The sequence below is a fragment of the Ornithinimicrobium sediminis genome (genome assembly GCF_021272345.1).
Taxonomy (GTDB): Bacteria; Actinomycetota; Actinomycetes; order Actinomycetales; family Dermatophilaceae; genus Ornithinicoccus; species Ornithinicoccus sediminis_B.
On sequence record NZ_JAJSDQ010000005.1, the window covers coordinates 1 to 15433 of the forward strand.

The window sequence follows — 15433 nt, forward strand, 5'->3', positions numbered from 1 at the left end:
GACTTCCTACATCACTACAATCACCACCGCGGCCACACCGCACTCAAGGGCGCCTCACCCGCCGACCGCGTACCCAACCTCCATGGGCAGAACAGCTAGGCTCAGCCCACCGGCGGGCGCCACGTGGCGCCCGTCCCGAAGAGGGGTAGAAGTCACGTGCTCCAGTTCATCCTCCGCCGCATCGGCATCTCGCTGTTCGTCCTGTGGGCGGGATCGGTGCTGCTGTACATCCTCACGATCAACTCCGGTGACCCGCTCGAGGACCTGCGCGAGAGCCGTGCGGAGAACCGGGACCAGCTGATCGCCTCCCGCGTCGAGGCCATGAACCTCGACGAACCCTGGTACGTCCGCTACTGGATGTGGTTCACCGGCGCGAGCAAGTGCCTCGTCCTGCAGTGCGACCTGGGGACCAGCCGAGGCGGTGGCGACATCAACAGCATGCTCGTGCAGGCCGCCGGCAGCAGCCTGCGGCTGGTGACGCTGGCCACGGCGCTGGCCATCGTCCTCGGTGTCACGATGGGTGTGCTCTCGGCGATCCGCCAGTACTCCGGCTTCGACTACGCCGTGACCTTCGCCGCCTTCATCTTCTTCTCGCTCCCGGTGTTCTGGGCGGCTGTGCTGCTCAAGCAGTACGGCGCGATCGGCTTCAACGACTGGATCGCCGACCCCACCGTCTCCACCGTCACGACGTTGCTCATCGCCCTGGTCTTCGGGCTCACCGTGTCGGCCGTCGCCGGCGGTGACATGCAACGTCGGCTCATCAGCTTCGGCGCCACGACCGTCGTGCTCTTCGCAGTCGTGACCTACTTCGACTCCGTGGGCTGGTGGCTCCGTCCCGCCCTGGGGCTCCCGCTCATCCTGCTCCTGAGCCTGGCGGCCTTCGGTCTGCTGCTGATGCTCACCTCGGGCCTGCGCAACCGCAAGGTCATCACCGCGGGGCTGGTCACCATCGCCATCGGGACCGTGCTCTACTTCGTCGTCGGCCCGATGATGGAGGACCCTTCCTGGGGCCTGGTCTTCGCGCTGGCCGCCATCTCCGTCGTGGTCGGGGTGGGCGTGGGCTTCGCGCTGGGCGGCTACGAGCGCCGGACGGCGGTCTGGGTCAGCGTCGGCACCGCCCTGGCCTTCGGAGGCTTCGTGTTCTTCGACGAGCTCCTCCGCAACTGGGGCACCTTCGTCGACAAGACCGGGAGGCCCATCTCCACGATCGGGTCGGGCACCCCCGGATTCTCCGGCAACTTCTGGGAGCAGATCTGGAACTGGGGCACCCAGCTCATCCTGCCGACCATCGTCCTGACGGTGATCTCGCTGGCGAGCTACTCGCGCTACACGCGCTCCTCGATGCTGGAGACGACGCAGCAGGACTACATCCGCACCGCTCGGTCCAAGGGACTGTCCGACCGGGTGATCAACACCCGGCACGCGCTGCGCAACGCGCTGATCCCGATCACCACCATCGTCGCCTTCGACTTCGCGTCCCTGATCGGCGGTGCGGTCGTGACCGAGCGGGTGTTCGGGTGGAGCGGCATGGGCGCGATGTTCCAGGCCGGGCTCGACACGGTCGACCCCAACCCGGTGATGGCCTTCTACCTCGTCACAGGCACAGCGGCGGTGCTGATGAACATGCTCGCGGACATCGCCTACGCCTCGCTCGACCCACGGATCAGGCGGTGAGTGCGATGAGGCTGCCGACCACGCCCACCGGTGCCGCCCGGACCTGCCCCCTCGGAGGTGTGCGATGAACGACAACGACCGTCCCGACCAGGACCGCCCGCACCTACCCGGGTCCGGCGAGGAGCGGCTCTCGCCCTCGCCCTACCCCGGCTCGGCCGACCCCGGGTCGCCGCAGCGGGTCGACGAGCTCGAGAAGAGGTTCTCCGTCGAGAAGCAGCTGGACCTGTCGGAGAAGTCCTACAGCCAGGGCCAGCTCGTGCGGAGACGCTTCTTCCGGCACAAGGGAGCCCTGATCTCCCTCGGTGTCCTGGTGGGCATCCTCGTGCTCTCGGTGACCTCGATCGGTTGGGGGCCCGTTCCCGGCTGGTGGGGCAAGTCCTACCTCACGGGGGCGACGGTGCTCGACGGCGGCCGCCCGACGCTCAGCCTCTGGCCGCCGAGCCTGGGGGAGCACCCCTTCGGCCAGGACAACACCGGCAAGGACTACTTCGCCCTGACGATGCGCGGAGCCCAGCAGTCGCTGACCATCGCGTTCACGGTGGGCATCCTCAGCACGCTCATCGGCACCCTGGTCGGGGCAGCGGCCGGCTACTACCGCGGCTGGGTCGAGGCGGTCCTGATGCGGATGACCGACCTGTTCATCGTCATCCCGCTGCTCGTGCTGGCGGCGGTGGTGGCCAAGATCGCCGGTGGTGGCATCTGGGCTCTGGCGCTCGCCCTGAGCATCCTGGTGTGGACCGGTCTGGCCCGGCTCGTGCGCGGGGAGGTGCTCTCGCTGCGGGAGCGGGAGTTCGTCACCGCCGCCGAGGCGATCGGCAGCTCGTCGGGCCGCATCATCTTCAAGCACATCCTGCCCAACACGATCGGCACGATCATCGTCAGCGCCACGCTGACGATCGCGGCGGCCATCCTGCTGGAGAGCGCGCTGAGCTTCCTCGGCTACGGCATCCTGCCGCCCGAAACCTCGCTGGGCCTGCTGATCTCGCAGTACCAGACCGCCTTCACGTCCCGTCCCTGGCTGTTCTGGTGGCCCGGCATGTTCATCCTGGCCATCGCGCTGTCCGTCAACTTCCTGGGCGACGGCCTGCGTGACGCCTTCGACCCCCGTCAGAACAGGAGCGCCGACTGATGGCCACCGCTGTCCCAGAGATCCCCACCGTCACCAGTGACACCGGCGCGGTCCTGTCCTTCGAGGACGTGGACGTGCGGTTCAAGACCGAGTTCGGCTCGGTGCACGCCGTCAAGGGTGTGAGCCTGGACGTCAAGCCCGGGGAGGTCGTCGCCGTGGTCGGCGAGTCGGGCTCCGGCAAGTCGGTCACCGCGATGACCGCCATGCGCCTGCTGCCCAAGAACGCCCGCATCAACGGGCACGTCGTGGTGAACGGCAAGGACGTCGGGTCGATCTCCGAGCGTGCGATGCGCAAGCTGCGCGGCAACGACATCGCCATGGTGTTCCAGGAGCCGATGACGGCGCTCAACCCCGTGCTGACCATCGGCATGCAGCTGACCGAGTCCATGGAGCTGCACGGCCTCGCCGTGGGCAGGGACGCGGAGAAGCGTGCGATCGAGCTGCTGGAGATGGTCGGCATCCCCGAGCCCGAGCGGCGCGTGAAGCAGTACCCCCACGAGCTCTCCGGTGGCCAGCGGCAGCGGGTCGTCATCGCGATGGCGATCAGCTGTGACCCACGAGTGATCATCGCGGACGAGCCCACCACGGCGCTCGACGTCACCGTGCAGGCCGACATCCTGGACCTGCTGCGGTCCCTGAAGGACAAGCTCAACACGGGGATCCTGCTCATCACCCACAACATGGGTGTGGTGGCCGACATGTCCGACCGGGTCGCCGTGATGTTCAAGGGTGAGCTGGTCGAGCAGGGGACGGCACAGGAGGTGCTGCTCAACCCGCAGCACGACTACACCAAGATGCTGCTGGCCTCGGTGCCTCGTCTCGGCGCCGGGCGCGGCCAGATGGGCATCCACGTCAAGGACGACCTGGACGAGACGGGTGACCTCGCGATCGACCTGCGCAACCTGGTCATCGAGTACCAGCGTCTGGGCAAGCCTCCGTTCCGGGCGGTCGACGACGTCAGCTTCCAGGTGCGCCAGGGGGAGATCGTCGGGCTGGTCGGGGAGTCCGGGTCGGGCAAGTCGACCATCGGGCGGTGCGCCCTCGGGCTCATCCCGGCCGCAGGCGGCGAGTTCCAGCTCCTCGGGCAGGACATCACCCAGCTGAACAGGTCGCAGCTCAAGGCGGTCCGCCGGCGCATCGGCGTCATCTTCCAGGACCCGGCCGCCTCGCTGAACCCGCGGATGCCGATCGGCGAGTGCATCGCCGAGCCCATGGTGGTGCACAAGGTCGGTGACCGGCAGTCGCGCCAGGACAAGGTCTACGAGCTGCTCGAGGCGGTGCAGCTGCCCCGCGAGGTCTACAACCGCTACCCCCACGAGGTCTCCGGTGGGCAGCGTCAGCGGATCAGCGTGGCACGCGCACTCACGCTCGACCCCGAGCTGCTGGTGGCCGACGAACCGACCTCTGCCCTGGACGTGTCGGTCCAGGCCAAGGTGCTGCGGATCTTCAGCGAGCTGCAGGAGCACTACAAGTTCGCCTGCCTGTTCATCAGCCACGACCTGTCGGTCATCGACCTGCTCGCCCACAAGGTGGTGGTCCTGCAGAACGGCCGGGTGGTCGAGGCCGGGCCGCGCGAGGAGATCCTGCACAACCCCCAGGAGGAGTACACCCAGCGGCTCCTGGCCGCCGCCCCCGTGCCCAACCCGGTGGAGCAGCGGCAGCGACGCGAGGAGCGGCACGACCTGCTGCTCGCGCTCGGCGACGAGATCTCCGAGCTCAAGCTGGTCGGTCACGAGGACGGGTCCGGGCGCTGAGCACGATGCGTGTCCTCTTCGCCGGGACTCCTGAGGCGGCGGTGCCCTCGCTGCGTGCTCTGCTGGCGTCGGAGCACGAGGTCGTCGGGGTGCTCACCCGCCCGGACGCACCCAGCGGCCGCGGGCGCCGACGTGCTCCCTCGCCCGTGCGGGTGGTCGCCGAGCAGGCCGGTGTGCCGGTGCTGGCGCCCTCGACGCTCCGTGACCCCCAGGCGGGCCGGGTGCTGAGGGACCTGGCACCGGACGTGTGTCCGGTGGTCGCCTACGGCGTGCTGGTGCCCCCCGACCTGCTGGCAGTCCCCCGCCTGGGCTGGGTCAACCTGCACTTCTCGGTGCTGCCGGCCTGGCGGGGTGCTGCTCCGGTGCAGCGCGCGATCATGGCCGGTGACACCATGACCGGGGCGACGACCTTCCTCCTCGAGGAAGGGCTGGACACCGGACCGGTCCTCGGCACCCTGACCGAGCCGGTCCGACCCACCGACACCGCCGGTGACCTGCTCGACCGGCTGGCGCACGCCGGTGCCGGCCTCCTGGTCAGCACGCTGGACGCGCTGGAGCGAGGGGAGGTCGTGCCGGTGCCGCAGCCGTCGGAGGGGGTCAGCCACGCGCCCAGGATCACCGTGGACGACGCCCTTGTCCGGTGGGGACGACCCGCGTATGCCGTGGACCGGCAGATCCGGGGCTGCACCCCGGCGCCCGGTGCCTGGACCACCTTCCGTGGCGAGCGCCTCAAGGTGCATCCGGTGGAGCTCGTCGACGACACCGCGGCCCCTCTTCCCGCCGGTGGGCTGCGGGTGGGCCGACACGAGGTGCTCGTCGGCACGGGTGCGGGACCGGTCCGGCTGGGCACGGTCCAGCCGCAGGGCAGGGCGGCAATGCCGGCGGCGGCCTGGGCCCGGGGCGCCAGACCGGGCCAGGACGAGCGTCTCGGCGAGGGCTCCGGTGGGTGAGCGACCTCGCGGCGGCCCGCGGCGCCGGTCTGCGCAGACGCCTGCCCAGCGCCAGCGCCGTGCAGACCCGCCCCGTGACACGGCATACCGCACCCTGCGCGCCGTCGCGGACGGTGCCTACGCCAACCTCGAGCTGCCCCAGCAGATCCGCCGCGCCGGGCTGCACGGACGGGACGCCGCCTTCACCACCGAGCTGACCTACGGGACCTTGCGCATGCAGGGCCTCTACGACGCCGTCGTCGCCCGTGCAGCCCAACGACCCGTCGACCGCATCGACGGTCCGGTCCTCGACGTGCTGCGCCTCGGTGCGCACCAGCTGCTGGCCATGCGGGTGCCCGACCATGCGGCCGTGAGCGCCACCGTCGCCGTGGCCAGGCAGCACGTCAGCCAGGGCTCCGGCGGGTTCGTCAACGCCGTCCTGCGCCGGGTCAGCGAGCGCAGCGCCGAGGACTGGGTGGAGATCGTCACCGCCGAGCTCGCGGACCCTGTCGATCGGCTTGCCCTCCAGCACTCGCACCCGGTCTGGGTGGTGCGAGCTCTGCGCGCAGCGCTGCTCGGGCACGGGGCCGCCGACGTCGGCTCCGTCGACGAGGACCTTGCCGCGCTGCTGCACGCCCACAACACGCCCGGGGCCCTGACCCTGGCGGCCCGTCCCGGCCTGGGAGCCGAGGAGGCCCTCCGGGCCGCAGGTGCCCAGCCCTCCGAGACCTGTGCCACAGCCTGGACCCTGGCGGCCGGTGACCCGGGCGGGCTGCCGGCCGTGCGCGACGGCCGGGCCGCGGTCCAGGACGCCGGATCGCAGCTGGTGACGGCTGCCCTGCTCGACGCCTCCCTGCAGGGAAGGGACGAGCGCTGGCTCGACCTGTGCGCAGGGCCCGGTGGAAAGGCAGGTCTGCTCGCCGCCGCCGCGCTCGCACGGGGGGCGCACCTGCAGGCCAACGAGATCAGCGAGCACCGCGCCGAGCTCGTCCGGCACACGCTGCGGGCCGCCGTCGCCGCGGGCGCGCGCGTCGAGGTCACCGTGTCGGACGGACGGATCGTGGGGGAGGAGAGCCCGGAGGCCTTCGACCGGGTGCTCGTCGACGCGCCGTGCACCGGTCTGGGTGCGCTGCGTCGCAGGCCCGAGGCGCGCTGGCGACGCACACCGCACGACCTCACCACCCTCGGGCCGCTGCAGCGGGACCTGCTGACCTCGGCCCTGCGCGCCGTGCGTCCCGGAGGTGTCGTGGCGTACGCCACCTGTTCCCCGCACCTGGCCGAGACACGGCTGGTCGTGGCCGACGTCGTCAAACGGCTCGGCGGGGTCACGGTCGAGGACGCCCGTCCGCTGCTCCGTGACCGGGCCGGGCTGCCGCTGCCCCGCACAGGCACCGGCCCGGGCGCACAGCTGTGGTCGCACCTGCACGGCACCGACGGGATGTTCGTCGCTCTCCTGCGCCGCGACTGAGGCGGACCCCCACGGTTAGGGTGGCCGGGTGAGCCTGCAGATCTGTCCGAGCATCCTGTCCGCCGACTTCGCCAACCTCGAACGTGAGCTGCACCGGATCGCCGAGGCCGACTGGGCGCACGTCGACGTGATGGACGGCCACTTCGTGCCGAACCTCACGCTCGGCCTGCCGGTCGTCGAGGCCCTCGCCCGGGTCAGCCCGGTCCCGTTGGACTGCCACCTCATGATCGACGACCCGGACCGGTGGGCCGCGGGCTACGCCGAGGCCGGTGCCGCCTCGGTGACCTTCCACGTCGAGGCGGTCCGAGACGCCGTGGCGACAGCCCGGTCGGTCCGGGCCGCCGGCGCCCGGGCCGCCTTCGCGCTGAAACCGGGCACCCCGTTCGCCCCGTATGCCGACCTGCTGGCCGAGGTGGACATGGTGCTGGTGATGACGGTCGAGCCCGGCTTCGGCGGACAGTCGTTCATGGATGACCAGATGGCCAAGGTCCGTGAGGTCCGGCAGGCCGTCGAGCGGCGGGGTGGCCAGATCTGGGTGCAGGTCGACGGCGGGGTGTCCGCGGACACCATCGGCCGCTGTGTCGAGGCCGGTGCCGACGTCTTCGTGGCCGGTTCGGCCGTCTACGGCGCGGAGGACGCCGGGGCCCAGGTGCGAGCCCTGCGCGACCTGGCTGCCGGTCACCGGCACTGACCGGCACAGCACGTAGCCTGGGCACGTGACTCCTGACGCCACCGCGGCCTACGCGACCTTCCGTCCCCGGCGCGGTGCGCTGGTGGCGAGGGTCGCAGCACTGGGCAGCCTCGTGGCCTTCGCCGTCCTGGCCTTCGTGGTGCCGGAGGGCGGAGCCGCCGGGTTCGGGCTCCCCGACCGTCTGCTGACCTTCGCCTTCGGCGTCGCGGTCGCAGCCTTCCTGTGGCGGTACGCCAGACTGCGCGCGGTGCCCAGCCGCACCGGTCTGAGGGTCGTCAACCTGGTGCGCAGCCACGACCTGGAGTGGGCGGAGATCCTCAGCGTCGGCTTCTCCGGTGGGGCCCCCTGGGTCGTCCTGGAGCTCGCGGACACCGAGGAGGTCTCGGTCATGGCGATCCAGCGCGCCGACGGTGCCTTCGCCGACAAGGAGGCGGCACGGCTGGCCGCCCTGGTGGCCCACCACGGCTCGGCTCGGAGCTGAGCCGGACCCCGCCCTCCCGGGTGCTGCGCCCGTCGCCGCCGGTGAGGCGCACCGGAGGCCGCTCAGGTGCCGTCGGCACCGGGGCCGGGGTCGAGGTCGTCGCGGGTCTGCGGGACCCGTTGCCGGGCCTCACTCCGCGTCATGCCGGTGAGCACGAGCAGGTCGACGACCGTGGACCGCACCTGGGCGCGCATCACCTCGGAGGACAGCCCCGCCCCACTGCGGCTCCAGGTCGAGGCGCGGGCGAGGTGCACCAGGTCCTCGCGGGCCTCCTCCGCGCTGCGGCCGGCAGCGAGCTCGTCAGCGATGTGCTGGGTGGCCATGGCGAGCTCGTCGACCATGTCGACGTAGGAGTCGGGCACGCGTTCCCCGTCGCTCAGGGCCACCTCGGCACGGCGCACCAGGACCCGGACGTTGCGGATCGCCAGGTCCAGCGGCTCCAGCACCGCACCGATGGCGAGCAGACCCGAGCGGTGCTGGCGGCGCAGCGGGGCCAGCCGGGCCACCGCGAGGCCCTCGGTGGCCGCCTCGGTGAGCTCCTCCATTTCGGAGTGCAGGCCGCGGGCGGCGCTGAGCGCCTCCCTCGCACGGTGGACGTCACGCTCGCGCAGCGCCTCGGCCGTGTTGCCCAGGGCCGACGCGAGGTGCGCGACCACCGCGATGGCACGCTCCCGGGGTCTGCGGACCGTCGACGTGCCGGGAGCGACCACAGCGATCACCAGGGCCACGCCACCGCCGACCAGTGCGTCGACCCACCGGCTCAGCGCCTCCCCGTCGCCGGCGACCAGCGTCGCGACGATGACGCCCTGGATGCCGGCCTGCAGCATGAGCAGCTGCCCGGCGCCGGCGAGGACCGCCAGGGACATCGCGATGAACGAGACGGCCGCGATCTGCCACACACCGCTGCCGAACAGCTGCACGAAGAGGTCACCGACGAAGACGCCGATGGCCACGCCGATGGTCAGCTCGATCACCCGGCGGACCCTGTTGTCGTAGGTCAGGCCGAGGCAGACCATGGCGGTGACCGGGGCGAAGAAGGGCAGGGGGTGGCCGAGCACGGTGCTCGCCACCCACCAGGCCAGGGCCGCGCCGACCGCCGCCTGCGCGATCATCCACGACCGGTCGCGCAGCCGGCCCAGACGCAGCCGTAGGGAACGGGCGGTCACCAGGAGACCGGCCCGCTGCCGCACGCGTCCTGTCAGGGGCGTCCCGGTGGTGTCAGCCACGGTCGCCGTCCGGTGCCGGCGTGGGCGCGGGGCCTGAGCGGCTCCGTGACGCTGCCGTGCCGACGACGCAGACCACGGCGTCGACGCTCCAGGGGGGACCCGCGGACCGGTCCCCGCCGAGCACGACGTCCTCCTGGGCGGCCCAGTCGTCCCAGTGTCGTCGGGTGTCCGTGCCGTCCCGGGCCACGGCGTGCCGGTGCCGCACCTCCGCAGGTGCCTGCACCCAGACCCGCAGGTCGTAGGCGCCCGGCCAGGCAGCGAGCGCACCGACACCTTCGACCAGCACGACCGACGACGCCGGCACCTCGGTCACGGCACCGGGCGCTCCACGGTGCCAGTCCCACTGCCGGAAGCATCCTGCCCGTCCCGCACGCAGCGGCTTCAGCACCTGGTCGCGCAGGACCGGCAGCGAGGGGACCAGGCCGCTCCATCCGGCATACAGGTCGTCCATGTGGACGACGGTGGTGGTGGCGCCGCGCCGGCGGAGCTCGCGGTCCAGCGCCCGGGTGAGCAGCGTCTTGCCTGCTCCGCTGCGGCCGTCGACGCCGGCCAGGGCGGGGCGTCCCGCGTGGGGTCGGGACAGCAGCGCATCGGCCAGGGCACCGGCAGTCCCGGAGCCGCACCCGACCAGCCGAAGCGGGTGGGCGGTCACACGGAGCGCTCCTGGGCGGTCAGCGCGCTCACGGCCTGCGGCTCGCCGTCCAGCTGGACGTGGGCCGCTGCCGTGCGGCCGACCGCATGCAGGAGCAGCTCCAGGGGAGCCCCTGTCACCACGACCGAGGACCGGCCGGTGGGAGGACGTCGCACCAGGGCTCGCCCGCGCCCGGGAGCGACGAGCACCACGCCCACAGGGGCCGAGCGGTAGTGCAGCCGGCCGGCAGCGGTGACGGCCGTCCAGGCCGCCGCGTCGACGTCGTCGTCAGCGGGTGCCGGGGCCCACCCCGGCTGGGCCCGTCGCACGTCCTCCAGGTGGACCAGGAGCTCGGTGGTGTTGACCCGCTCGTCGAGCACGGGCACGGACGTCGGTGACCAGGCCGGGGGGCCGGACCTGACACGGTCCACGAGCTGCGCGAAGTCCTGCTCGGCGACCGCGGCCTGCACACGCTCCGTGTGACGCCCGAACACCGTGGACCCCAGCAGGATGCCCGGCAGGACGTCCGGTCGCCGCTCCCGCACGACGAGGTGCGCGAGGAGCTCGCGCACCGACCACGGGTCGCAGAGAGTGGGAGCGTCCGGCCCCAGGTCACGAGCGGTGTCGCTCAGGGTGTGGCGAAGTCGACGCGCGAGGTGCATGGGCTCATCCAAACACCACAGGCTGGGTGTGTCGGCACCGCGTGCGAGGATAGGAGCTCCTCCCCAGCACGCTCTCCGCGGCACAGCACGACACCGTGCCGCGACGATGCCGGTGGAGGTCTCGTGCTGTCCGCCCCCCACCGGAGGATCCCCCACCCATGACCGCGGCCTCTGCATCGCGACCCCTGACGCCGCCACGCCCGAGCAGGGCCGTGCTGCGCCAGGGGCTGGCCGTCATCTGGTCCGGGATGAGGCGCCAGCGGCTGTTGAGCACCGTCGCCGTCGTCGGAGCGGTGCTGTGGGCCTCTGCCACCGTGGCCACCGCGTGGGCGATCGGTCACGTCACCGGCACGATCATCACGCCCGCGGTCACGGCCGGCTCCGTCACCTCGGCCGAGCTGTGGACGATCTTCCTGCTCCTCGCCGCCGTCCTGCTCGTCAACGTCGTCGGGGTGATCCTGCGCCGGGTCATGGCCACGATGGCCGGTTTCAACCTCCAGGCCGGTGACCGCCGCAAGGTCACCCGGCAGTACCTGCGGCTACCGCTGACGTGGCACCATGCGCACCCCTCGGGGCAGCTGCTGTCCAACGCCCACTCCGACATCGAGGCCACCTGGCAGGTCTTCAACCCCCTGCCGATGGCCATCGGGGTGGTCGTGATGCTGGTCATCGCCGGTGTGCAGATGTTCGTCGTCGACCCGTTGCTGGCCTTCATCGGGCTCCTGGTCTTCCCGGGGCTGTTCGCCGCCAACCTCGTCTTCCAGCGGTTCATGTCCCCGCTCATCACGCGGGCCCAGCAGCTGCGGGCCGAGGTCAGCGAGGTGGCGCACGAGTCCTTCGAGGCCGGCCTGGTCGTCAAGGCCATGGGCCGCGAGCGGGAGGAGACCGACCGCTTCCGCGTCGTCACCCACGACCTGCGCGACTCGCTCATCGCGGTCGGTCGCACCCGAGGTGTCTTCGAACCGGTGATCGAGGCCATCCCGACCCTCGGCACCTTGGCCGTGATCGGCGCCGGCACGGCGCGGGTGGCCTCCGGCGACCTCACCGCTGCAGAGGTCGTGCAGGTGGCCTACCTCTTCTCGATCCTGGCCTTCCCGGTGCGGGCGCTCGGGTGGGTGCTGGCGGAGATACCGCGCTCGGTGGTCGGGCACCGGCGCGTGGACGCCGTGCTCCGAGCCGGAGGGTCGATGGAGTACGGCCGTCACGAGGTCACCGGGGCAGGGCCGGCGCACTCACGCTCTGACACGGTGGAGTTCGCCTACGTCAGCCAGGTCGGCCGTGAGCAGCTCGGGGCGGACGTCGACCACGGGTCGGTGGCCGCGCAGGGGCCGACGGAGCGGGTCCCCGCGATCCGGGGGGTCACCCTCGACGTGCCTGCGGGCTCCACCACGGCTCTGGTGGGCCCGACGGGATCGGGCAAGTCGACCCTGACCAACATCGTCCTGCGTCTGGTGGACCCCGACTCGGGGACGGTGCAGCTCGACGGCATCGACCTCAGGGAGGTCCGCCGTGGCGGCGTGCCGGACGTGGCGGCCCTGGTCTCGCAGCAGACGTTCATGTTCGACGACACCGTGCTGGGCAACGTCGCGCTCGGCACGGACGTGACGCGTGAGCAGGTCGAGGAGTCGCTGCGGATCGCTCGCGCCGACGGCTTCGTGGACCACCTGCCACACGGCATGGACACCGAGATCGGGGAGCGGGGCGGCACCCTGTCGGGTGGCCAGCGGCAGCGCATCGCCCTGGCCCGTGCCATCGTGCGTCGTCCGCGGATGCTGGTCCTGGACGACGCGACCAGCGCGGTGGACCCCTCGGTGGAGCAGGCGATCCTGAAGGGTCTGCGCGAGGCCCGGGACGGCATGACGGTCCTGGTGGTCGCCTACCGCATGGCGACCATCACGCTCGCCGACCACGTCGTCTACCTCGAGCGGGGTGAGGTTGTGGACCAGGGCAGCCATGCCGAGGTCCTCGAGCGGTGCAGCGGCTACGCCGACCTGGTGAACGCCTACAGCCGGGAGGCGGCCGAACGGGCTGCTCTGGCGGCGGAGGAGGAGGGCTCGTGACGGCTCCGACAGCTCGGCGGGAGCCCGAGGGCACGGAAGGCAGCCGCATCGGCGGCAGCCAGGAGATGGGCACGCTGGACACGCTGCGGCGGGGCTTCGAGCTGTCCCCGGAGCTGCGACGTGGCCTCGGCGTCACCGTGGTGCTGGCGCTGGTGGCGACCGTGGGACGCGTCCTCATCCCCTTCGTGGTCCAGCAGACGACGGACAACGGCATCATGGCGACGGGCGGGCCGGACGTCGGCTTCGTCCTGACGGCGATCCTCCTGGCTGCCGGCGTCGTCCTGCTCACCAGCTTCGCGCAGTACCTGGTCAACCTGCGGCTGTTCAAGGCGGCCGAGTCGGGCCTGGCCACGCTCCGCATGACGGCGTTCCGCCACATCCACGACCTGTCCGTCCTCACCCAGAGCACCGAGCGCCGGGGAGCCCTCGTGTCACGGGTGACCAGTGACGTGGACACGATCTCGATGTTCGTGCAGTTCGGCGGGCTGATGCTGCTGATCTCGACGGCGCAGATCGTCGTCGCGACCACCCTGATGGTGGTCTACAGCCCGTTGCTCGCCGGTGTGGTCTACCTCTGCTTCCTGCCGCTCGTGGTGCTGATCCGCTGGTTCCAGCCGATGCTCGGACGTGCCTACGGCGAGGTGCGTGCACGGGTCGGGGACATGCTCGGCGCGATCTCCGAGTCCGTGGTCGGAGCGGTCACCATCCGCGCGTACGGCGTGGAGGAGCGCACTGCCGCCCGCATGGACGCCGCGATCGAGGACCATCGTCGCTCAGCCATCCGCGCACAGGTCAGGTCGGTGCTCGCCTTCGTGTCCGGTCAGAGCTTCGCGGGGCTCACCACGGCGGTCGTCCTGGTCGTCGGCACGGTGCTCGCGGTCGACGGGCGGATCTCGCTCGGCGAGCTGCTGGCCTTCCTCTTCCTGGTCAACCTCTTCACGCAGCCGGTGCTGATGGCCACCGAGATCCTCAACGAGATGCAGAACGCGGTGGCCGGCTGGCGGCGTGTCATCGGTGTCATCGACACACCGGCGGACGTGGCCGACCCCGGCGAGGAGGGGGTGGACCAGGAGCGTGGTCCCATCACCGTCGAGTTCGAGGACGTGGCCTACGCCTACCCGGGGGGCGAGACGGTCCTGCGCGACGTCGACGTCACCATCGCGCCGCGGACGAGAGTGGCGATCGTGGGTGAGACCGGATCGGGCAAGACGACGATGGCCAAGCTCCTCACGCGCCTCATGGACCCGACCTCCGGACGTGTCCTGCTCGACGGTGTCGACCTGCGGGCCCTGCGCTTCGACTCGCTGCGGCGCCGCGTCGTGATGGTGCCCCAGGAAGGCTTCCTCTTCGACCAGACCCTCGTGGACAACATCCGCTTCGGGAAGCCGACAGCCAACGACGAGGACGTGGCTCTCGCGCTGACCGAGCTCGGGCTCGACTCCTGGGTCGAGGGGCTGCCGCACGGGCTGCAGACCCAGGTCGGGCAGCGAGGAGAGTCCTTGTCCGCGGGGGAGCGCCAGCTCGTGGCGATCGCCCGTGCCTACCTCGCCGACCCCGACCTGCTGGTCCTGGACGAGGCGACGAGCGCGGTGGACCCCTCGACGGAGGTGCGCATCCAACGCGCCCTGGAGGGTCTGACCCGCGGCCGGACGTCGGTGGCGATCGCGCACCGGCTGTCCACCGCCGAGGCGGCCGACACGGTGATCGTCGTGGACCAGGGCCGCGTGGTCGAGGAAGGGCCGCACCGTGACCTCGTGGGTCGTGGCGGGGTGTACACGGCGATGTATGCCTCGTGGGCGTCTCAGCAGCAGGAGGGTTCCTGATGCGCGCAGCCAGTGCCTTGCTGCTCCTCGTGGGCGCCGTCACGGCGCTGGTGGGGACCGGGCGGACCTGGGCCGACGCGCGGGTGCTCGACCCCGTCCTCGGGGTGCTGACCGTGCCGGTGACCGGCTCGGAGGTGTCGCCCACGGCGGGTGCCGCGGCCCTGCTCGCCCTGGCCGCCGTCGTGGCCGGTCTGCTCACCCGCGGTGCGGTGCGAGCGGTGGCGCTGACACTTGCCGGTGTCTCGGGCCTGTGGCTGGTGTGGTCCGGGGTCCGGGCTGTGGTCGACCCCGCATCCGGCGTCCAGGAGGCAGTGCTCAGCACGGCGGGCTCCAGCGCTCAGGCCGTGCAAGGAGCAGTGGCGACGCCCTGGCCGTGGGTCGTGGTCGTCGCGGGTGTCGCGCTGCTGGCCGGCGCCGTGCTGGGCCTCGTCGACCGTCCACGGGCTCGCGGTGGCAGGACGTCTGCGGACACCCCGGCCCCGCTCGCCGGGTCGGTCCGTCCCGAGGAGCAGGCCCGGCGCGATGCATCGGCCGCGTGGGACGACCTCAGCGCAGGTCGTGACCCCACCGAGGACGACTCCGCGGGTTGACGCACGGTGCCCGCCGGTGCTGGCACAATGGCGGCGGGCAGGGTGCCCCTGACGACGCCGAGCGAGGAGACCCATGGAAGACGAGTACGGTCACGGACACAGCATCGCCTCCTGGACGGGCGTGGGCATCCTGCTGCTGGCCAGCGTGCTGCTGTCGGTCGGCATCTACTTCGGTCTGAGCTGGCTGACCTGGACCGGTGTCGCTGCGGTGGTCCTGGGGGTGGGCGCCTGGGTCGCCCTGGAGGCCGCCGGCTACGGCGCCGAGAAGCACGAGAGCAAGCACTGACGGCACCGCACGGCACGGTGCTGCTCACG

14 protein-coding genes are annotated in these 15433 nt (G+C 71.7%); 11 read left to right on the forward strand and 3 right to left on the reverse strand.

All coding sequences use genetic code 11. From position 1 onward, the window contains the following. Positions 1 to 156 precede the first annotated feature (156 nt). The 7 genes from LVO85_RS11985 to LVO85_RS12015 all read left to right on the forward strand — a co-directional run bounded on the left by LVO85_RS11985 (position 157) and on the right by LVO85_RS12015 (position 8126). Positions 157 to 1674 (forward strand): ABC transporter permease, encoded by a 1518-nt coding sequence (locus tag LVO85_RS11985; RefSeq protein WP_232747722.1) that lies wholly within the window; start codon positions 157 to 159, stop codon positions 1672 to 1674. 64 nt (positions 1675 to 1738) lie between these two features. Next, positions 1739 to 2803, forward strand: coding sequence for an ABC transporter permease (locus LVO85_RS11990; protein WP_232747723.1), 1065 nt, complete (start codon positions 1739 to 1741; stop codon positions 2801 to 2803). After that, complete coding sequence (locus tag LVO85_RS11995) at positions 2803 to 4557, forward strand: ABC transporter ATP-binding protein (RefSeq protein WP_232747724.1); 1755 nt, start codon at positions 2803 to 2805, stop codon at positions 4555 to 4557. The genes LVO85_RS11990 and LVO85_RS11995 overlap by 1 nt, the downstream gene beginning before the upstream one ends. Positions 4558 to 4562: 5 nt before the next feature. Continuing rightward, entirely contained in the window at positions 4563 to 5507 is a 945-nt protein-coding gene (gene fmt / locus LVO85_RS12000; RefSeq protein ID WP_232747725.1) for a methionyl-tRNA formyltransferase, read from the forward strand. Then, positions 5500 to 6954 (forward strand): RsmB/NOP family class I SAM-dependent RNA methyltransferase, encoded by a 1455-nt coding sequence (locus tag LVO85_RS12005; RefSeq protein WP_232747726.1) that lies wholly within the window; start codon positions 5500 to 5502, stop codon positions 6952 to 6954. The genes fmt and LVO85_RS12005 overlap by 8 nt, the downstream gene beginning before the upstream one ends. A 34-nt stretch (positions 6955 to 6988) precedes the next feature. Next, positions 6989 to 7645, forward strand: a complete 657-nt coding sequence (gene rpe, locus LVO85_RS12010) for a ribulose-phosphate 3-epimerase (protein ID WP_232747944.1) — start codon at positions 6989 to 6991, stop codon at positions 7643 to 7645. Positions 7646 to 7670: 25 nt separating this feature from the next. Next, on the forward strand, positions 7671 to 8126 hold the full coding sequence (locus LVO85_RS12015) for a PH domain-containing protein (RefSeq protein ID WP_232747727.1): 456 nt from the start codon (positions 7671 to 7673) through the stop codon (positions 8124 to 8126). A 62-nt stretch (positions 8127 to 8188) separates the two neighbouring features. Here the strand turns inward: LVO85_RS12015 and LVO85_RS12020 are convergent, their stop codons facing one another. From LVO85_RS12020 to LVO85_RS12030, 3 genes are read right to left on the reverse strand one after another with little or no spacing between them, the layout of a single operon-like run. Further along, on the reverse strand, positions 8189 to 9352 hold the full coding sequence (locus tag LVO85_RS12020; RefSeq protein WP_232747728.1) for an FUSC family protein: 1164 nt from the start codon (positions 9350 to 9352) through the stop codon (positions 8189 to 8191). Then, positions 9345 to 10004, reverse strand: a complete 660-nt coding sequence (locus LVO85_RS12025; protein ID WP_232747729.1) for a nucleoside/nucleotide kinase family protein — start codon at positions 10002 to 10004, stop codon at positions 9345 to 9347. Before LVO85_RS12025 ends, LVO85_RS12020 begins: the two co-directional genes overlap by 8 nt. Next, positions 10001 to 10657, reverse strand: coding sequence for a TIGR03085 family metal-binding protein (locus LVO85_RS12030; protein WP_232747730.1), 657 nt, complete (start codon positions 10655 to 10657; stop codon positions 10001 to 10003). Before LVO85_RS12030 ends, LVO85_RS12025 begins: the two co-directional genes overlap by 4 nt. Before the next feature lie 146 nt (positions 10658 to 10803). Here LVO85_RS12030 and LVO85_RS12035 point away from each other — a divergent pair, with 146 nt between their 5' ends. The 4 genes from LVO85_RS12035 (at position 10804) to LVO85_RS12050 (ending at position 15404) form a co-directional block, all read left to right on the forward strand. Further along, positions 10804 to 12705 (forward strand): ABC transporter ATP-binding protein, encoded by a 1902-nt coding sequence (locus LVO85_RS12035; RefSeq protein ID WP_232747731.1) that lies wholly within the window; start codon positions 10804 to 10806, stop codon positions 12703 to 12705. A 65-nt stretch (positions 12706 to 12770) separates the two neighbouring features. Further along, positions 12771 to 14528, forward strand: coding sequence for an ABC transporter ATP-binding protein (locus tag LVO85_RS12040; protein ID WP_232747945.1), 1758 nt, complete (start codon positions 12771 to 12773; stop codon positions 14526 to 14528). Beyond that, a complete protein-coding gene (locus LVO85_RS12045) occupies positions 14528 to 15118 on the forward strand; it encodes a Trp biosynthesis-associated membrane protein (protein ID WP_232747732.1) in 591 nt (196 codons plus the stop codon). Before LVO85_RS12040 ends, LVO85_RS12045 begins: the two co-directional genes overlap by 1 nt. 73 nt (positions 15119 to 15191) lie before the next feature. Next, complete coding sequence (locus tag LVO85_RS12050) at positions 15192 to 15404, forward strand: DUF6704 family protein (protein ID WP_232747733.1); 213 nt, start codon at positions 15192 to 15194, stop codon at positions 15402 to 15404. The last annotated feature ends 29 nt before the right edge of the window (positions 15405 to 15433 follow it).

Coding starts and splice junctions, on each gene's coding strand:
- fmt (WP_232747725.1), top strand. CDS start 4,563: ATGCGTGTCCTCTTCGCCGGGACTCCTGAGGCGGCGGTGCCCTCGCTG.
- LVO85_RS12050 (WP_232747733.1), top strand. CDS start 15,192: ATGGAAGACGAGTACGGTCACGGACACAGCATCGCCTCCTGGACGGGC.
- LVO85_RS12045 (WP_232747732.1), top strand. CDS start 14,528: ATGCGCGCAGCCAGTGCCTTGCTGCTCCTCGTGGGCGCCGTCACGGCG.
- LVO85_RS11990 (WP_232747723.1), top strand. CDS start 1,739: ATGAACGACAACGACCGTCCCGACCAGGACCGCCCGCACCTACCCGGG.
- LVO85_RS11995 (WP_232747724.1), top strand. CDS start 2,803: ATGGCCACCGCTGTCCCAGAGATCCCCACCGTCACCAGTGACACCGGC.
- LVO85_RS12040 (WP_232747945.1), top strand. CDS start 12,771: ATGGGCACGCTGGACACGCTGCGGCGGGGCTTCGAGCTGTCCCCGGAG.
- LVO85_RS12035 (WP_232747731.1), top strand. CDS start 10,804: ATGACCGCGGCCTCTGCATCGCGACCCCTGACGCCGCCACGCCCGAGC.